General features: G+C 56.7%; 18 protein-coding genes. 17 read left to right on the plus strand and 1 reads right to left on the minus strand.

Features of this window, described 5'->3' with window-relative positions; all coding sequences use genetic code 11:
• Positions 1-635 precede the first annotated feature (635 nt).
• The 4 genes from repA to ACIK7D_RS23225 all read left to right on the plus strand — a co-directional run bounded on the left by repA (position 636) and on the right by ACIK7D_RS23225 (position 4791).
• The gene (repA, locus tag ACIK7D_RS23210; protein ID WP_400157480.1) at positions 636-1850 is read left to right on the plus strand and encodes a plasmid partitioning protein RepA; all 1215 of its coding nucleotides are present in this window, start codon (positions 636-638) and stop codon (positions 1848-1850) included.
• Complete coding sequence (gene repB, locus ACIK7D_RS23215) at positions 1847-2839, plus strand: plasmid partitioning protein RepB (protein ID WP_400157481.1); 993 nt, start codon at positions 1847-1849, stop codon at positions 2837-2839. Before repA ends, repB begins: the two co-directional genes overlap by 4 nt.
• A gap of 195 nt (positions 2840-3034) precedes the next feature.
• Entirely contained in the window at positions 3035-4306 is a 1272-nt protein-coding gene (repC, locus tag ACIK7D_RS23220; protein WP_400157482.1) for a plasmid replication protein RepC, read from the plus strand.
• A gap of 242 nt (positions 4307-4548) precedes the next feature.
• Positions 4549-4791 carry a hypothetical protein gene (locus ACIK7D_RS23225; protein WP_400157483.1) on the plus strand — a complete coding sequence of 81 codons (243 nt, stop codon included), beginning with the start codon at positions 4549-4551 and terminating at the stop codon, positions 4789-4791.
• Between the two features lie 742 nt (positions 4792-5533).
• Here ACIK7D_RS23225 and ACIK7D_RS23230 read toward each other — a convergent pair.
• Positions 5534-5896 carry a transcriptional regulator gene (locus tag ACIK7D_RS23230; RefSeq protein ID WP_400157484.1) on the minus strand — a complete coding sequence of 121 codons (363 nt, stop codon included), beginning with the start codon at positions 5894-5896 and terminating at the stop codon, positions 5534-5536.
• Positions 5897-5989: 93 nt separating this feature from the next.
• On the opposite strand from ACIK7D_RS23230, the gene ACIK7D_RS23235 reads away from it, so the two are divergent.
• The 13 genes from ACIK7D_RS23235 to virB11 are packed head-to-tail and all read left to right on the plus strand — an operon-like array spanning position 5990 to position 16117.
• Positions 5990-6529 (plus strand): hypothetical protein, encoded by a 540-nt coding sequence (locus ACIK7D_RS23235; protein ID WP_400157485.1) that lies wholly within the window; start codon positions 5990-5992, stop codon positions 6527-6529.
• Positions 6530-6531: 2 nt separating this feature from the next.
• Entirely contained in the window at positions 6532-7218 is a 687-nt protein-coding gene (locus tag ACIK7D_RS23240) for a lytic transglycosylase domain-containing protein (protein ID WP_400157486.1), read from the plus strand.
• Positions 7215-7514, plus strand: a complete 300-nt coding sequence (locus tag ACIK7D_RS23245) for a TrbC/VirB2 family protein (protein ID WP_400157487.1) — start codon at positions 7215-7217, stop codon at positions 7512-7514. The genes ACIK7D_RS23240 and ACIK7D_RS23245 overlap by 4 nt, the downstream gene beginning before the upstream one ends.
• Positions 7515-7516: 2 nt before the next feature.
• Positions 7517-7858, plus strand: a complete 342-nt coding sequence (locus tag ACIK7D_RS23250; protein ID WP_400157488.1) for a type IV secretion system protein VirB3 — start codon at positions 7517-7519, stop codon at positions 7856-7858.
• A complete protein-coding gene (locus ACIK7D_RS23255) occupies positions 7851-10232 on the plus strand; it encodes a VirB4 family type IV secretion/conjugal transfer ATPase (protein WP_400157489.1) in 2382 nt (793 codons plus the stop codon). The genes ACIK7D_RS23250 and ACIK7D_RS23255 overlap by 8 nt, the downstream gene beginning before the upstream one ends.
• Positions 10232-10930: a P-type DNA transfer protein VirB5 gene (gene virB5 / locus ACIK7D_RS23260; protein ID WP_400157490.1), complete on the plus strand. Its 699-nt coding sequence runs from the start codon at positions 10232-10234 to the stop codon at positions 10928-10930. Before ACIK7D_RS23255 ends, virB5 begins: the two co-directional genes overlap by 1 nt.
• Positions 10927-11160 (plus strand): EexN family lipoprotein, encoded by a 234-nt coding sequence (locus tag ACIK7D_RS23265; protein ID WP_400157491.1) that lies wholly within the window; start codon positions 10927-10929, stop codon positions 11158-11160. Before virB5 ends, ACIK7D_RS23265 begins: the two co-directional genes overlap by 4 nt.
• 4 nt (positions 11161-11164) lie before the next feature.
• Positions 11165-12100, plus strand: a complete 936-nt coding sequence (locus ACIK7D_RS23270; RefSeq protein ID WP_400157492.1) for a type IV secretion system protein — start codon at positions 11165-11167, stop codon at positions 12098-12100.
• A 35-nt stretch (positions 12101-12135) separates the two neighbouring features.
• The gene (locus tag ACIK7D_RS23275) at positions 12136-12402 is read left to right on the plus strand and encodes a hypothetical protein (protein ID WP_400157493.1); all 267 of its coding nucleotides are present in this window, start codon (positions 12136-12138) and stop codon (positions 12400-12402) included.
• Between the two features lie 3 nt (positions 12403-12405).
• On the plus strand, positions 12406-13077 hold the full coding sequence (locus tag ACIK7D_RS23280) for a virB8 family protein (RefSeq protein WP_400157494.1): 672 nt from the start codon (positions 12406-12408) through the stop codon (positions 13075-13077).
• The gene (gene virB9, locus ACIK7D_RS23285) at positions 13074-13925 is read left to right on the plus strand and encodes a P-type conjugative transfer protein VirB9 (protein WP_400157495.1); all 852 of its coding nucleotides are present in this window, start codon (positions 13074-13076) and stop codon (positions 13923-13925) included. Before ACIK7D_RS23280 ends, virB9 begins: the two co-directional genes overlap by 4 nt.
• Positions 13926-13937: 12 nt before the next feature.
• Entirely contained in the window at positions 13938-15107 is a 1170-nt protein-coding gene (gene virB10 / locus ACIK7D_RS23290; protein ID WP_400157496.1) for a type IV secretion system protein VirB10, read from the plus strand.
• Positions 15108-15115: 8 nt separating this feature from the next.
• Positions 15116-16117 (plus strand): P-type DNA transfer ATPase VirB11, encoded by a 1002-nt coding sequence (virB11, locus tag ACIK7D_RS23295; protein WP_400157497.1) that lies wholly within the window; start codon positions 15116-15118, stop codon positions 16115-16117.
• Positions 16118-16152 lie beyond the last annotated feature (35 nt).

Raw genomic sequence — 16152 nt, forward strand, 5'->3', positions numbered from 1 at the left:
GCGGGGTCCGGTTCGCCGACTTCGCGTTTTGCTTAGAGGACATTTGCGCGACCCTTTTCTATCTCTTCGATTCATCCATGCGCTTTTGTCACTCGCCTTGCGTCGGACAAACAGCAAATTCTAAACCGCATCCCTTGCGCCACGGGGAGGGGGCCCTTGGGAGAGGCATCCATTAGACCCCCGTGCGTCTGTCAAAGAATTCCAAGAAGAAGGGTCACTTGAAGTCGTTCCGGACAGCGTTGCGCAGGCCTCGGCATCCATGAAGAAATAGCCTCCACACTGACGCCTTAATGCGCCAACTAACCGTTCCCAACTCCTCTCCAATTTCGTTCACTTCAGAACAGTCGCGCCGTTTGCGGGACCACCGAGATGATGAGCCTGCTACCCGTTTAAACAGCCAGTTTGGGTGGGCGCAACCTGACGTTCGTCGGACTTTACAATTGTAAACTTCGCAGAACACCACAAGGACTTTACAATTGTAAAGTTGTCGAGGCACGCAGGGAATCATCCCGATAGCCAAGAGCGGTTCGACGTTAACTTTTCATTAACTAAAAACGCCTTGTGGAATCGGATGCTCTCTGGCATCGTCGACGGAAATAACACCTTGAAGTGCCAATAACCGTCAAGAGGAATTGATGCCACAAGCCGCAGCCCATAACGTCAGGGACACCGCGTCAAAGATCGAAGCCTACACTACAAGGCTTTCGGCTGAGCTGCGTGATATGCGCGAAGCGGCTTATCCACCAGAGGCCCGCAAATCATTCACTAAAACATTCTCCACAGTAGACCTAGCACGCTTGCTGAATGTGCCGGAAAGCACCCTAAGGCAATTGACGATCGAAGGGAAAGGACCCCAACCTGATCGCGCCGACAACAACCGTCGAACTTACACGATTAGCCAGGTGAGGGAGCTCCGCTCATTCCTTGCGGCTCTTCGCCCAGACGAAGCCCCCCAGTTGCTGCCGTCTCGTCGAAAAAGTGAAAAACTGCAAGTTATTGCAACCGTCAACTTCAAAGGCGGAAGCTCAAAAACCACAACATCCATACATCTTGCGCACTTTCTCGGTCTGCAGGGTTACCGCGTTCTCTGCATCGATTTGGATCCGCAAGCGTCGATGACGGCGATGTTCGGAATTCAGCCCGAATTCGACCTCGGCCCAAATGAGACAGCATATGCAGCGATCCGATACGACAACGAGCGCCGTCCGTTCGCAGATATCATTCGCTCCACGTATTTCCCCGGTGTCGATCTCATTCCTGGGAATCTGGAACTCATGGATTTCGAGTTCGACACGCCAACCTACCTTACCTCAAAGACCAGGGATGAACTTGGGCTGTTTTTCGAGCGCCTGAGTGCCGCCCTGAGGAGCGTGGACGATCAGTATGATTTCATCATTCTCGATACTCCACCTTCATTGGGATACTCAACACTCGCAGCTCTCTACGCTGCAACGGCACTCGTCGTCACTGTACACCCTGCAATGCTGGATGTGGCATCTTGCAACCAGTTCCTGATCATGATTTCCGACCTTTCAGAGGTGCTTGAACAGTTCGGCGCGCAATTTGAGCATGACTTCTTTCGTTTCTTACTCACCCGCGTGAATCCCAATGATGGCCCTCAAAAGTATATGGCGGGCGTAATGCGACGGCTGTTTGGTGATGACGTCCTGGTCGCCGAGGCTTTGGAATCAACCGCTATTGCCGGTGCAGCAGTGGCCAAGAAAACACTCTACGAACTGGAAACAGGCGAAGTAGGGAGAGAGGCGCTTAAACGAGCCATTGAAAGCGCCGATCGGGTGAATTTCGAGATTCTTAGTCTGGCTCACAGAGTATGGGGGCGTGATATATGAAAAAGAGCATTCTCAAGCGCATGGCCGAAGAAGTATCGAGCCGTGTAGATATGCCGGAGGACGAAACTCAGGAAAAGGTACTGCCTTCTCGTCGCAGTTCTTCTCCAGTCATCTCCAACGTCGGAAGAGCGTTGAACCATTTATCTGAGGACAGTATTCTTTCGCTAGACCCGGCCAAAGTTGACCGCTCCCCCTATCACGACCGGTTTGAAAACGATCACGATGCCGAAGTTGAACTCGATCTTTTGAAGGTCTCGATTGCGACGGAAGGGCAGAAAATCCCTGTTCTTGTCCGACCACACCCGTTAAAGCCCGACCACTATCAACTCGCATATGGGCATCGCCGCCTTCTCGCGATCAAAGCAATGATGGCTGAGGCGGATCGGCCAGAAACCATCAAAATTAGGGCTTATGTCCGCGATTTGACCGATCGGCAGCTCATTGAGGAACAGGCGCTGGAGAATGGAGTGAGGGAGAACCTCACTTGGATCGAACTCGCGATGTGGGCCGTTCAACTCAAGGAAGCAGGTCTATCTCATCGAGCAATATGCCCTATCCTTGGCCAGTCAGAGGCCGCCGTATCTCATCTGTTTCGCGTGACTTCTGTTATCCCGACCGACATCATTTATGCAATCGGCCGCGCCAAGCTCGTAGGACGCCCGAAATGGACGGCGTTTGCGGAGCTGCTGAAAAGCTCGGGTAAGATTGATGCCATCCGTACAGTCCTCGGGACGGAAGAGTTTCGCAAAGCTGACGGCTCTGGGCGCATCGCTATCGCGACCAGAGCTATCAACGGGGCTTCTAAAACCAATCCTAGGGAAGAGTCTACGACGGTTGATTTTGCCTTGGGCAAACGTCTCTTCGGCCGCATGAAATCATCATCATCAGGGACCGTCGTTACGATCCCGAGAAAAGAAGATCATTTCGCACAATGGCTGGCAGATCGCATGCCGGAGTTGATGCGTGAGTACGAAAACCACGCTGGCTGAACGCACGACAGCTAAGCTAACTCGCAACTCAAAAGGAGCAGCAGCACAAAGAAAAAGGCCCCCAAAACGTTTCCGTCGTGGAAGCCTCTCTATTCCTTAGCAAGATTGAGAATCGCATTTTCACGAATCCTAGTCAAGAGTCTTGGCACCGTTTTGGTGAGCTGATTTCTTTTGCCTGAAGAAAGGTGAAGGAAAATGCAGGATAGCACGGTGACGACGCCTTTTGGGCGGCGACCGATGACGCTTGCTTTGCTCGCAAAGCATAAACAAGTCGATCAGCCAGTCCCGGAAACAAAACGCAACAAGTGGAAGCTCTTTCGGACCATTTGCGAAGCTCGCCAAGCGCTTGACGTTAGTGACCGATCCCTAACAGTTCTCGACGCTCTACTTTCGTTTTACCCTTCGGAAGAACTCTGCTCTTCCAACAGTTTAATCGTGTTTCCGTCGAACGCACAGTTGTCTATTCGAGCTCGCGGAATGACTGCGGCTACGCTCAGACGACATCTTGCGGCTCTTGTTGAAGCCGGTCTCATCTTGCGCAGAGATAGCCCAAACGGGAAACGTTTTGCCCGCCGGAGCAGCGCAGGGGAAATTAATCAAGCCTTTGGCTTTAGTTTGGCCCCACTCGTGTCCCGCGCCAAGGAACTCGAAGATATCGCTGGTCGAGTTATAGCCGACCGTGAACTCATTCGTGCGCGGCGTGAACAGATCAGTCTCTACCGACGCGAAATTACCAAACTTATTCAAGCGGCATTGGAAGAAAGAGTTGAGGGCGAGTGGAATACCCTCCACAACCTCTTCAGGTCTCTCCTATCGTCATTTCCGCGCCGTCCTTCTATCGATGACCTAGAAGAACTGTTGAGCCGTTTGACCAAACTCCGCTCAAAGATCATCAAGCTATTGGAAGATCATTATAAATCGCAAAATATGAGCTCCAATGAATCCCAAAATGAGCGCCACATAGAGGATTCAAAAACAAATTGCGGTTTTGAATCTGAAGGCAATTATGAAACCTCGGGCAGAGCGCCGTCATCTCCGAGAAATGAGGCTGATGATCGCGGAGAATACCAAAAGAAAAGTCACCAGGGTGGCCAAAGTATCGCACCCCCGAGCTTGTCGTTGGATGCCGTGTTGCGGGCCTGCCCTGAAATCAAACATTATGGTCCAGGCGGCTCCATCAAAAGCTGGAGAGATCTTGTAGCGGCAGGCTCGATCCTGGGCTCCATGCTGCAGATCAACCAACTAGGGTTCAAGGCGGCATGCAGGTCGATGGGCCCGGAGAATACAGCCATTGTCATTGCCTACATTTACGAGAGGGGAGGGGACGTCAAGTCGGCTGGAGCCTATCTCAAAGATCTGAGCCGACGGGCATGCGCTGGACAGTTTTCTGTAGCTCCGATGCTCTTGTCACTTCTGAGAGCGAGATCAGGAGCCGAAAGCAGCCCACGGTCCATCATGCCGAATTAGTTCAAGCGTAAGCCGCTATCAAATCGAGTGGTTCGATAAATTGCGCCTCCGGGGCCGGCCGGCTTGTCATGCTTTAAAGTTATTCTCAAGCGATGTGACATCGTTGGTTTCAACGCGATCTGTCGATTGTCGCCGAGTGTCGAGCAACTCGGGACAACACGCTCCCTCACCTGAAGAGCCAGAGAGTGTTGACCCTTCGGACAGATGCCTTAGGATTGCAATTCGATTGTCCGAGGTGTCATTTGAAAACACTTGAACTTGTTTGGTTGATTTGCGGTATTTTGGCTTTGGGAACCTTGCTCTATTCGGATGAATATGGAGCGCATGGCGCTTTCGTAGTGATATGCAGTCTTGCGGGCGCCTCAATTTATCTCCTTTTGAGGTCGAAGGAGAAAGTCTATCGGTTGTTTGCCTGTGTTTCGCTCACCGTCATCTCCGCAGCGCTCGGAGTAGCTTTGCTGCGCATGGTGGGGTTAGCAGGATAAAATTTCTGCCAACCCAATCGGGATGCCCCTTAGGGCGACCTACTTCTACAGCGATCTCCCGTGCGCGCTGTGAGGCACCATGACAATTCGGGAGGCACGACGAGCACCTTGCAGACTCGATCCTGGCTGACGCAATCGCGAATGGCGTAGAAAACGCTGACGACGCTTTCAGCATGACATGCGACAGGCGAGGACCCGAGCGGTGCTGGGTGCGGCGATCCTATGATGTCGCGATAGGCATATTCGATCAGATTCCAATGAGGTTAAGCAGCCAGCTCCAAGGCGGCCCGGCAAACGAATCCCAATGTGCAAGCCCGTTGCGAATACTGGCCAATGTCGTTGGCCCCGGCCCGACGCGGGCTTTTTCGCGCCTGTTTCGCAGCGTCGATTTCAACGAGAATCGCTTGAAACGAACCATTGTAAAGTCGTGTGAAGGAGAGCTTATCGTCGGTAAGCCCCCTTAGCTCAGGAGCATACTGGACGGCTCGCCCATGGTTCAGTTCCGGCTCGTGTTGTTGCAACACCTAAAGCAGTCGTGCGCTTGCAGCGTTGCAGACGACCGAATCGCCGGCTCCGAAACATCGCGGGATTTAGCACCACTCGTTTCCACGGAGACCGCCCGACGATACTGGCCTGAGATGCGGTGCGCCAAGCGCGGAGTGTTAAAACAGCGCTCAACCGGGACCTCGGTGCTGCCAAACCCCGGCTTCATCAGATAGTCCACATTATCTGCTGACTAAAATCAGCGCTTTCCATCTCCGACAACCATGCGCAGGCTCTCGAACACCCCTGGTGCGAACTGGAACTGACGCGCCGTCCCGCGTCCCATCGAGTTCTTTCCCAGCGTCTCGAGCAGGATGCCCCGCTCAACCAGAAGGTCCATTGTTTCGATAACGCCACCGCGCGTCATGCCCGTAATGTCAATTATATTTGAAAGAGTTAGCTTCTCGTGTGCCTGGTGCATCATGTACAGGATGTTCATCATCCCGATCTGCTTGATACGGGACTGCGCCGATTCACCTTCGATCGGCTTTTCCAGAATTTCACGCACTGCGAAGACAGATAAAGCTTGGCTTTGCCATCGGTCGCTCAAATTGCTTGCCATTGGTTTAACTATCTATTATTTGAATAGTATGTGGATTGAGACGAGTCGCTTCTCGATCCAGGCTGACATTGAGGAATCTGGAGGGTAGGGGACATGCGAGGCCTTTTCTTTCAAATGATCGTAGCCGGGTTAGCGTTCGCCTCACTCTATACTATTTCGGCGCGAAGCGCTCGTGCCGACGAATGGGGTTGCCAGGTTATTCTGTGCTTATCCAATCCGGGCGGCCCGACGCAATATGGCGAGTGCAGGCCCCCGATCGAGAAGCTCTGGAGCTGGCTTTCGAGAGGGCGTTCGTTTCCGACCTGTACAGGTGTCGGCTTTCAAAGCTCCCGCCCACGTTACGAGCCATACTACTGCAATGCCGGCTACCGTCTGTCTGCTGGCTATGGCCCTCGGGGAAGTGAGGCGACGTGCGTCTCGACGTCGCTACAGGTCGTAAGCAACAGCCTTTGCCAGCGGGATCGGGACGGCGGTGGTTCGGCCGATGGCTCAGCGATATCGCCACGCTGGCAGAGGGAACACGGTCGCTATCAGTGCATGGCCTATACCGTGACCCGTCCCTTGGCGCGCGAGAAACCGCGTTACGTCGATGTGACGATCGACGGGGTTGGTAAGCAGAGGGTCTGGTTCTGAATATGCCTGTTGCATTCCTAGATCTAGCGCAGAACTGCGCACCCATCGTTGCATCGGAGACCCTTGCGGGCGTCGTCAGCCTTGAGAGCCGGTTCGCCCCGTTCAACATCCGGATCAACAGCGGCGCTCCGCTCAAGCGTCAGCCTGGCACAAAGGCCGAGGCTATCGAAGTCGCCACATCCCTAGCGGCAAAGCGCCATGACATCCGGATGGGGCTTGGCGGGATTGGATTGGAAGAACTGCAGAGACTGAACCTCTCGATATCCGACGCCTTCGATCCGTGCCTCAACCTTAAGGCCACAGCGACTTTGCTCGACGGCTACTACCGCCTTGCGGCTCGGGCGGGGGCGGACCCCGCCCGGGCCGAACAGATCATGCTGCAATCCTATTACGGACGTGACGATCCGTCCGTTGGCGCCATGGTCAGCTACGACGATCAGGTGCATCGCGAAATCAAGCGGCTCGATCCGACGATGGCCAAGTTGACGATCAGCGACACGGGGGAGGTGACGGCGACCGGCGTTCCCACTGAGGTTCCCCAGGCTGATGTCGTCGCCGAAGAGGTGGCGGAGAACTCCGCACAGAAAGCAGCCCCGATCTCTGACACGCCGACATGGGATGTTTTCAAGACCCGACGCCGTTCGTCCGTCCTGGTGTTTCAGGGCAACCAATTGGAGCAGAGTGAATGACAATAACTTCCCGAATCCGACCCGTTTTCGCTTCGTCCGTGATGGCCGCTGCCATCGTGGTTATGCTTGTCGAACCAGCATTCGCGCAGGCCGCCGGCATCGAAACGGTGCTGCAGAACATAGTGACAATGCTGACCGGCAACATCGCCAAGCTTCTGGCTGTCATCGCGGTCATCGTCATCTGCATCGCCTGGATGTTTGGCTATATGGACCTGAGGCGCGCAGGCTTCTGGATCATCGGCATCGGCGGCATTTTTGGCGCCACCGAACTCGTCAACACCATCGTCGGTGGCTGAAGATGGCGGGCGAACGTGCTGTTCTCGAAGAAGACACGCTGTTCATCGCGTGCACGCGGCCGGCGATGATCGCTGGCGTGACCATGGAGGCGATGGGCTTCAACATCATGCTCACGACGATCCTCTACATCGTCGCCGGGTCGATCGCCTACTTGGCTGTCGGCGTCGTGTTCCACCTCATCTTCCGCGCCCTGGTGAAGCACGATCACAACATGTTCCGCATCCTGCTCGCCTGGGTCGAGACGCGCGGCCGATCGCGTAACAGCGCCTATTGGGGCGGAGCAACACTCTCGCCCCTCAGACTGGCCCGCCGCTTTGACGAGAGGGATATTGGATATGCCTAGTATCGCTACCCTCAGATCCCGCGAGCTCTCTCCGGAAGCTTTCATTCCGTACGTTCGGCACATCGATGAGACGACCATCGCCCTCGACTCCCGAAGCCTGATGGTCATGATCGCCCTCGAAGGCGTGTCATTCGAAACCGCTGATGTCCTTGACCTCAACGCGCTCCATCGTGATCTCAACACGTTTTACCGAAACATCGCCGACGAGCGGCTTGCCCTCTGGACGCACATGATCCGCCGCAGGGACCGCGACTATCCGGATGGGACGTTCACAACGCCATTCTCCGCCGCGCTAAATGATAAGTACCGGGAGCGCATGGTGCGCGAGGACCTGTTCCGCAATGATCTTTATCTTACCGTCCTCTGGTCACCGACCCGCGATCCAGCCGACAAGGCGACTAAACTGCTCTCGCGCCTCCGGCGTGCAAAGCACGGTGGCTTCGAGCTTGACGAGGAAGCCCTCAAACAGCTTCAGGACAAGGTCCTCGATGTCACCGCTGGCCTGAAGCGTTTCGAACCGCGCGTACTCTCCCTGTACGACCAGGACGGTATGCTGTTCTCCGAGCCGAGCGAGGTTTTGCATCAGATCGTTGGCGGAAGGCGCGAGCGGGTGCCGCTGACGGAAGGCCGCATCGCCTCGGCGATTTACTCCGACCGCGTCATCATCGGGCGCGAGACGATCGAAATTCGGCATGAGGCGGCAACTAGGTTCGCCGCCATTCTGAGCTTCAAGGAATACCCGGCCCGCACAAGGGCCGGCATGCTGGATGGCATCCTGACCAGTCCGTTCGAACTGATGCTTTCCCAATCTTTCTCCTTCGTGTCGAAGGCGGACGCCCGCGTCATCATGGGGCGAAAGCAGAACCAGATGGTCAGCAGCGGCGACAAGGCGGCTTCGCAGATCGACGAACTGGACGATGCCATGGACGATCTGGAGTCCAACCGGTTCGCGATCGGCGAGCATCACCTGACACTCTCCGTTTTTGCGTCGACAGTGAAGGAACTGACGGACAATCTCGCAAAGGCTCGTGCGAGCCTGACCAACGGCGGCGCCGTCGTGGCAAGAGAGGATCTTGGTCTCGAGGCAGCCTGGTGGGCGCAACTGCCGGGCAATTTCCGCTATCGGGCACGATCTGGCGCCATCACCTCAAAGAACTTTGCGGCCTTGTCGCCATTTCACTCTTATCCGATCGGTCAGAAGGACGGCAACGAATGGGGGCCCGCCGTCGCTCTGCTCAAGACGGCCTCGGGGTCACCGTATTACTTCAATCTCCACTACGGTGATCTCGGCAATACCTTCATGTGCGGGCCATCCGGCGCCGGCAAGACCGTGATCGTCAATTTCATGCTGTCACAGCTCGAGAAACACGATCCCCATGTCGTCTTCTTCGACAAAGATCGCGGCGCGGACCTCTATGTGCGCGCCGCCGGAGGCACCTACCTCCCCCTGAAGAACGGGGTTCCGACCGGCTGCGCTCCTCTCAAGGCCCTCGACCTGACACCGGAAAACAAAGTCTTTCTGGCGCGCTGGGTCGGTAAGCTTGTCGGATCCGGGACGCGTGAACTAACGGTCACAGAACTTCGCGACATCGCCGGCGCGATCGATGGCCTTGCCGACCTGCCCGTGGACCGTCGAACGATCGGCGCGCTGCGGACCTTTCTCAATAACACCGACCCGGAAGGGATCGCCGCCCGCCTCCGGCGGTGGGAAAGGGGAGGGCCGCTTGGCTGGGTCTTCGACAATGTCATCGAGGACATCGGATTTGGCGATTTCGGAGGGTCAGGCAAGTTCATTGGCTACGATATGACCGATTTCCTCGACAACGAGGAAATCCGCACGCCTCTGATGGCCTATCTCTTCCACCGCGTCGAACAACTGATCGATGGCCGTCGGATCATCATCGTCATCGACGAATTCTGGAAGGCGCTTCAGGACGAAGGGTTCCGTGATCTTGCACAAAACAAGCTGAAAACCATCCGCAAGCAGAACGGCCTGATGCTGTTTGCCACGCAGAGCCCACGCGACGCGCTGATCTCGCCGATCGCCCACACGATCATCGAGCAATGCCCGACACAGATATTCCTCCCCAACTCGCGCGGCAGCCACGCCGACTACGTCGACGGTTTCAAGCTCACGGAGCGGGAATACGAATTGATTGCCCGCGAGCTTTCCGTCGAAAGCCGGAGGTTCGTGTTGAAGCAGGGACACAACAGCGTCGTCGCCGAGCTCGACCTCAATGGTTTTGACGAGGAACTCGCCATCCTTTCCGGTCGAACCGCAAATGTCGAACTCCTCGACGCGATCCGCGCGGAAGTGGGGAATGACGTCAAGGACTGGCTTCCCATTTTCCAACAGCGAAGGAGTGCAAGCTGATGGCTTCCTATCGACTAAAGGCCGCGATGCTCGCGACAGTGCTCATCCTTTATGCCCAAGGTGCGGGGGCCCAAGGGATTCCGGTTAACGACCAGACCGCTATCGCCAAGCAGATCGAAAGCATCGCGCAGCTCAAATCACAACTCGACGCGCTAAACACGCAAATCGAGAAGGCACAGCAGCTCTATGGTTCGCTCAACAAGCTGACCGACATGGCCGATGTCGCCAGCGTCCTCAACGATCCGGCGATACGCAAGGCGCTTCCGTCCGATTTCGCGGCGATCGAGGGCCTCTTCAAAGGCAATGGCACCGGCGTATTCAAAGATTCCGCCTCGAAATTCCTGGATAGTAACGCGACCTACCGCACCAGCGCCGACGATTTCTACGCCAAGGAATTGTCGCGTATTCAGAGCCAGAATGCCGGTCAAATGAGCCTGGGTCAGCAGATATATGACGCTGCGACCAAGCGCATCGACGGGATCGATCAGCTCCGTGAGAAAATATCATCGGCCAGCGATTCCAAAGACATCGCGGACTTGCAGGCCCGGCTTCAGGCCGAACAGGCCTTCCTTCAAACTGACGTGCTGCGGATGGAGGGTTTGCGGATGGTGCAGCAGGCACAGACCCAGGTCGATGAACAGCGCAAGGCCGAGGATTGGCGCCAGCGCATGGACGCGATGAAGGCGGCGCTGCAGTGAGGCGGGTTCCGATTTTCGTCTCGCTGTTGCTTCTCGCAGCCTGCTCGCAGGAGGCCGAGCGAACCTACACGGTCGAGGAGTTCGTCGCCAACACCGAGCTGCTGACCCGTACGATTTCTGATTGCCGAGACAATCCGGGTGAATTGCGCGACACGTCGAACTGCCGGAATGCGGAAGCTGCAGACGGCAGGCTTCGCCTTCAGAATATGCGCAAAGCGCTGGGAGGTTGATCCGATGTATCAGGTGTTCGAATTCATCGATGGACAGTTCAAGCGGCCGCTGGAGACCTTCGTCTCCGAGGGGACTTCGAACATCGCCGAATGGGTGACCGGGCCGTTGACGGCGGCCGTCACACTTTACGTGGTCCTCTATGGCTATCTGGTCCTGCGCGGGTCGGTGCAGGAGCCCATCCTCGATTTTGCCTTTCGCGCGATAAAGCTCGCAATCATCGTCATGCTGGTCAAGAACGCCGGCGAATACCAGACCTATGTAACCAACATCTTCTTCGATGTGTTGCCACGCGAGATTGCCCAGGCCCTGAATTCGGGGGCGGCGCCGAGCGCCAGCACGTTCGACAGCCTGCTGGACAAGGGGCAAGCTTCGGCGACTGATATCTGGTCGCGCGCCTCCTGGCCGGTCGACATCGTCACCGGGGTCGGTGGCATGATGGTCATCGGCGTCAGCTTTCTGGTTGCAGGCATCGGTTACGTCGTTTCTCTCTATGCACGGTTGGCGCTGGCAATCGTGTTGGCGATCGGGCCGATCTTCATAGCGCTCGCCATGTTCCAGTCGACGCGGCGCTTCACAGAATCCTGGATCGGGCAGCTTGCGAACTTCGTGATCCTGCAGGTTCTCGTCGTCGCTGTCGGTTCGCTGCTGATTTCCTGCATCGACTCGACCTTCACCGCGATCGATAGCTACACCGACGTTCTCATGAGACCGATTGCGCTCTGCGCCATAGGCATCGCCGCTCTTTATGTTTTCTATCAGCTTCCCGGCATCGCGTCAGCCTTGGCTTCTGGCGGTGCGTCACTGGCTTACGGCTATGGCGCTGCCCGAGATGCGCACGAAGGCATGCTGGCTCGGGGAACATCCTATACCGGCCGGATGATTGGTCGCGGGGCTCGCGTTGCCGGCCGCGCGTTCGGATCGAGAAATGCCGGCACATGACACCCGCACAAGACAATAAGAAAAGGCCTGCCTGCATGATAAAGCCTGCCCTGTTGCTCGTTCTTGCTGCCACGCTCGGCGGCTGCGCATCGCTGACCTACCCGTTACCGAAATGCGATGGCTATTCACGCCGCCCCCTGAACCGTTCGATGTGGGAATGGGAAGACGACAGCAAGCTGAAACAGCGGCAATCCAATGCAAGTTCCCCGACATCAGTGACGCCCTTTGTCGAGGAGGCCAGCGAGCCCGCAGCCTTCGCGCACATGGACATCGACGGTTCCTATCGCCGCTGTGAGGGATGAGACATGGTGACGGCAGATAATCTCAAGAGTTATTTCGACAGGGCCCGTCGTTTTGATCAGGATCGACTGATCCAGATCGAACGTTCGAACAGGGTCGCCTGGTCGATCGCGATCGCGTCCGGCATCGTCGCCAGCGTATCCGTCTTTGCCATTGCGGGTCTCACGCCGCTGAAGACGGTCGAACCTTTTGTCGTGCGCGTCGACAATTCGACAGGCATTGTCGATGTCGTTTCGGCGTTGACGTCGACGGCCGGCACCTATGACGAGGCGGTGACAAAATACTTCGCTGCCAAATATGTGCGCGCCCGCGAGGGTTATGTCTGGAGCGAAGCGCAAGAGAATTTCCGCACGATCGCCCTTTTGTCCACGCAACCGGAACAGACACGCTTCGCAGCCATGTACCGAGGTAGCAATCCGGACTCGCCTCAAAACGTCTACGGCCGAACTGCCACGGCGAGGATCGATATCGCCTCGATCTCCCTCATCAATCAGAATGTTGTCTCCGTGCGCTATATGCGCACCACGACGCGCGGCGAGGATATTCGAACGACCCACTGGGTTGCGACACTGACCTTCTCGTATGTCAACGCTCCGATGTCGTCGACGGACCGGCTTGTGAATCCGCTGGGTTTTGTCGTCAGCGAATATCGAGCAGATCCGGAGGAGGTAAGATGATGCGCAGCGTTCCAATCGTCGCATTCGTCCTATTCGTTTCCATGTCCCCGGCGCTCGCTCTGGAGATCCCGCGCGGTGCCTCGCAGGACAGCCGGGTCCGATTTGTGAACTACCAGCCCTTCAACATCACGAGGGTCGTCGGAACCTTGCGATCATCCGTACAGGTCGAATTTGCCTCTGACGAGGAGATCGCCCACGTGGCGCTCGGCAACAGCGTCGCCTGGGAAGTTGCGCCGGCAGGCAACATCCTGTTTTTGAAACCGCGCGAGAACCAGCCGGTGACGAATATTTCCGTGGTGACGACGCGCCGGGATGGCTCGACGCGAAGTTATCAGATGGAATTGACGGTACGAGACGGTTCTGTCGAAGCCGGGCAAAACACCTATTTCTACGTGAAGTTCAGATACCCCGAAGATGAAGCTGCGTTTCGCCGGCAGCAAGCTGCGTCCAGGGCCCTCGCGGCTCAGGCGAAGGACGCGGACAATGTGCTGGCCCTCCACGAAGCGTATGGTCCTCGAAACTGGCGTTATTCGGCCCAAGGCTCTCAGGCGCTGGAGCCACAAAGCGTTTACGACAATGGCAAGATCACGACCTTTGCCTTCATCGGCAACCAGGAAATGCCCGCGATCTATGTGGAAAATTCGGACGGGTCAGAAAGCCTCGTTCCGAAGTCGGTCGATGGCAATCTCGTCATGGTGCATGCGATCAGCCGCAAGTTCATCCTGCGGGGGGGCAAGGACGTGCTCTGCGTGTTCAACGAGGCCTACGACCGTGTCGGCATCAATCCCGATACCAACACGACGTCTCCCTCGGTGGAGCGCGTCGTGAAAACCGACAACGCGCAATAGGGAGCGACATCCATGATTCAAGAAGATGAGACGCGCATTCCCGGAGAGCGTGCGGAAACAGTCACCGGCCGGCGGATCGACAACAATCCTCTGTTGAAACGCGGCGCGGTCGCGATTGCGATCGTCGCGTTCGTCGGCTTTGCCCTTTGGTCGACGATGGGAAAGAAGGCAAAGGATGACAATGTCCAGCCTGAACGCGTGGTTATTCGCCAGACAAATCCGTTTGAGGCCGCCAAGGAAAGGGCCGATCCGGTTCAGGTCGTCCCGGAAGTGAAGTTGCCGACGCCCGTCGTCGAACCCGTCGTGGAAGAACAGGACAAACTTCTCGATTCCGCCCGCCGCGCCCCGGTGATGGCCTTCAGCAGCGGGCAGAAAAACGCCAACGACCGACGGGAGGCCGAAAATCCGAATTCGCCTGACAGCAATTTCGTGCCGTTCGACAGCAATATGATGGGCCAAAACCAGCAGAACAACGACCAGCAGCGTTTCGACGGTCTCCTGCGACCGACCCGGCTCGAGGGGTCGCGCGCGGGTACGCTCGGCAATCGGGACTTCATTGTGGCGATGGGGACTTCGATCCCTTGCGTGCTGGAAACGGCGCTGGCATCCGACCAACCGGGTTTTACCAGTTGCGTGATCAACCGCGATGTTCTTTCCGATAACGGCCGGGTCGTGCTGATGGAAAAGGGCACGCAGGTCGTCGGGGAATATCGGGGCGGGCTCCAGCGCGGACAAAAACGTCTCTTCGTTCTCTGGAACCGGGCAAAAACACCGAAAGGCGTCATCGTCACGCTTGCGTCTCCGGCGACCGATGCCCTTGGACGCGCCGGCGTCGATGGCTATGTCGATACCCATTGGTGGGAGCGCTTCGGTAGCGCCCTTCTGCTTTCGATTGTTGGTGACGCGACCAGCTATGCCAGCAGCCAGTTGCGGGATAGCGATGTCGACGCACAGAACACCACGAGCGCCGGCCAACAGGCGGCCGCGATCGCTGTCGAACAATCGATCAACATCCCGCCAACGCTGAACAAGCATCAGGGCGAACAGGTTTCGATTTTTGTTGCTCGCGATCTAGACTTTTCCGCAATCTATCGTCTGCGGGTAACCGAACCCAAGAACCGCATATTCGACCGCGCCGCATTGGGCGATTTTTCGCCGCGGTCGACGCTCCTGACGAAGTAGGATAGGCAATGTCGGAGGGGCACGACTCGGGTGTTGTAAGGGAACTCTTGAAGCCGTTTTCGCCATTTCTCCAAGACCCGTCCCTTTATGAAGTGATCGTGAATCGGCCCGGGCAGGTGCTGACAGAAGGTTCAGGCGGTTGGCGGACCCATGATAGGCCGGAACTGACCTTCGAAAAGCTCATGCGCCTTGCCCGGGCCGTCGCCAGTTTTTCTCATCAGTCGATCGATGAGACGCGCCCAATCTTGTCGGCAACGCTTCCAGGCGACGAGCGGATCCAGATCGTCATCCCCCCGGCCACGCTGAAGGACACGATCAGCATTACAATTCGAAAGCCTTCGTCGGTGGATTTCAGCCTTGACGACCTGGAGGCAAACGGTTTCTTTGAGAGAACCCGCGCAGCGTCTCATGGTTCATCCTCTCGGGATGCGGAACTGACCGAAATCTACCGTGCCGGCCGCTTCAAGGATTTCCTGCGCCAGGCAGTCATCGCCCGCAAGAACATCATTATCTCCGGCGCAACCGGTTCCGCGAAAACCACCCTTTCGAAAGCGCTCATAAAACATATTCCCGAAGCCGAGAGGATCATCTCGATCGAAGACACGCCTGAGCTGGTGATCCCTCAGCCAAATCATGTGCGGCTGTTCTACTCAAAGGGCGGGCAAGGACTTTCCCGTGTGGGGCCGCGTGAGCTGCTGGAGTCATGTCTTCGTATGCGGCCAGACCGCATCTTGCTACAGGAGCTTCGCGACGGAACTGCGTTCTATTACATCCGCAATGTCAATTCCGGCCATCCCGGCTCGATAACGACTGTTCATGCCAATTCAGCGGAACTTGCCTTTGAGCAGCTGGCGCTCCTGGTAAAGGAGTCGGACGGCGGAGCCGGCATTGATCGCGCTGACATCCTCACGATGCTGAAAGCGGGCATTGATGTTGTGGCGCAGTGCAAGCGAGAGAATGGTACATTCCGGTTAGCGGAAGTGTTGTTCACAGGCGCATCGAAAGATTGAGTTTCGGCCCAATTATTCTAACGCGCGCGCTGGTG

The organism is Agrobacterium sp. P15N1-A, from assembly GCF_044626815.1.
GTDB classification, from domain to species: domain Bacteria; phylum Pseudomonadota; class Alphaproteobacteria; order Rhizobiales; family Rhizobiaceae; genus Agrobacterium; species Agrobacterium leguminum.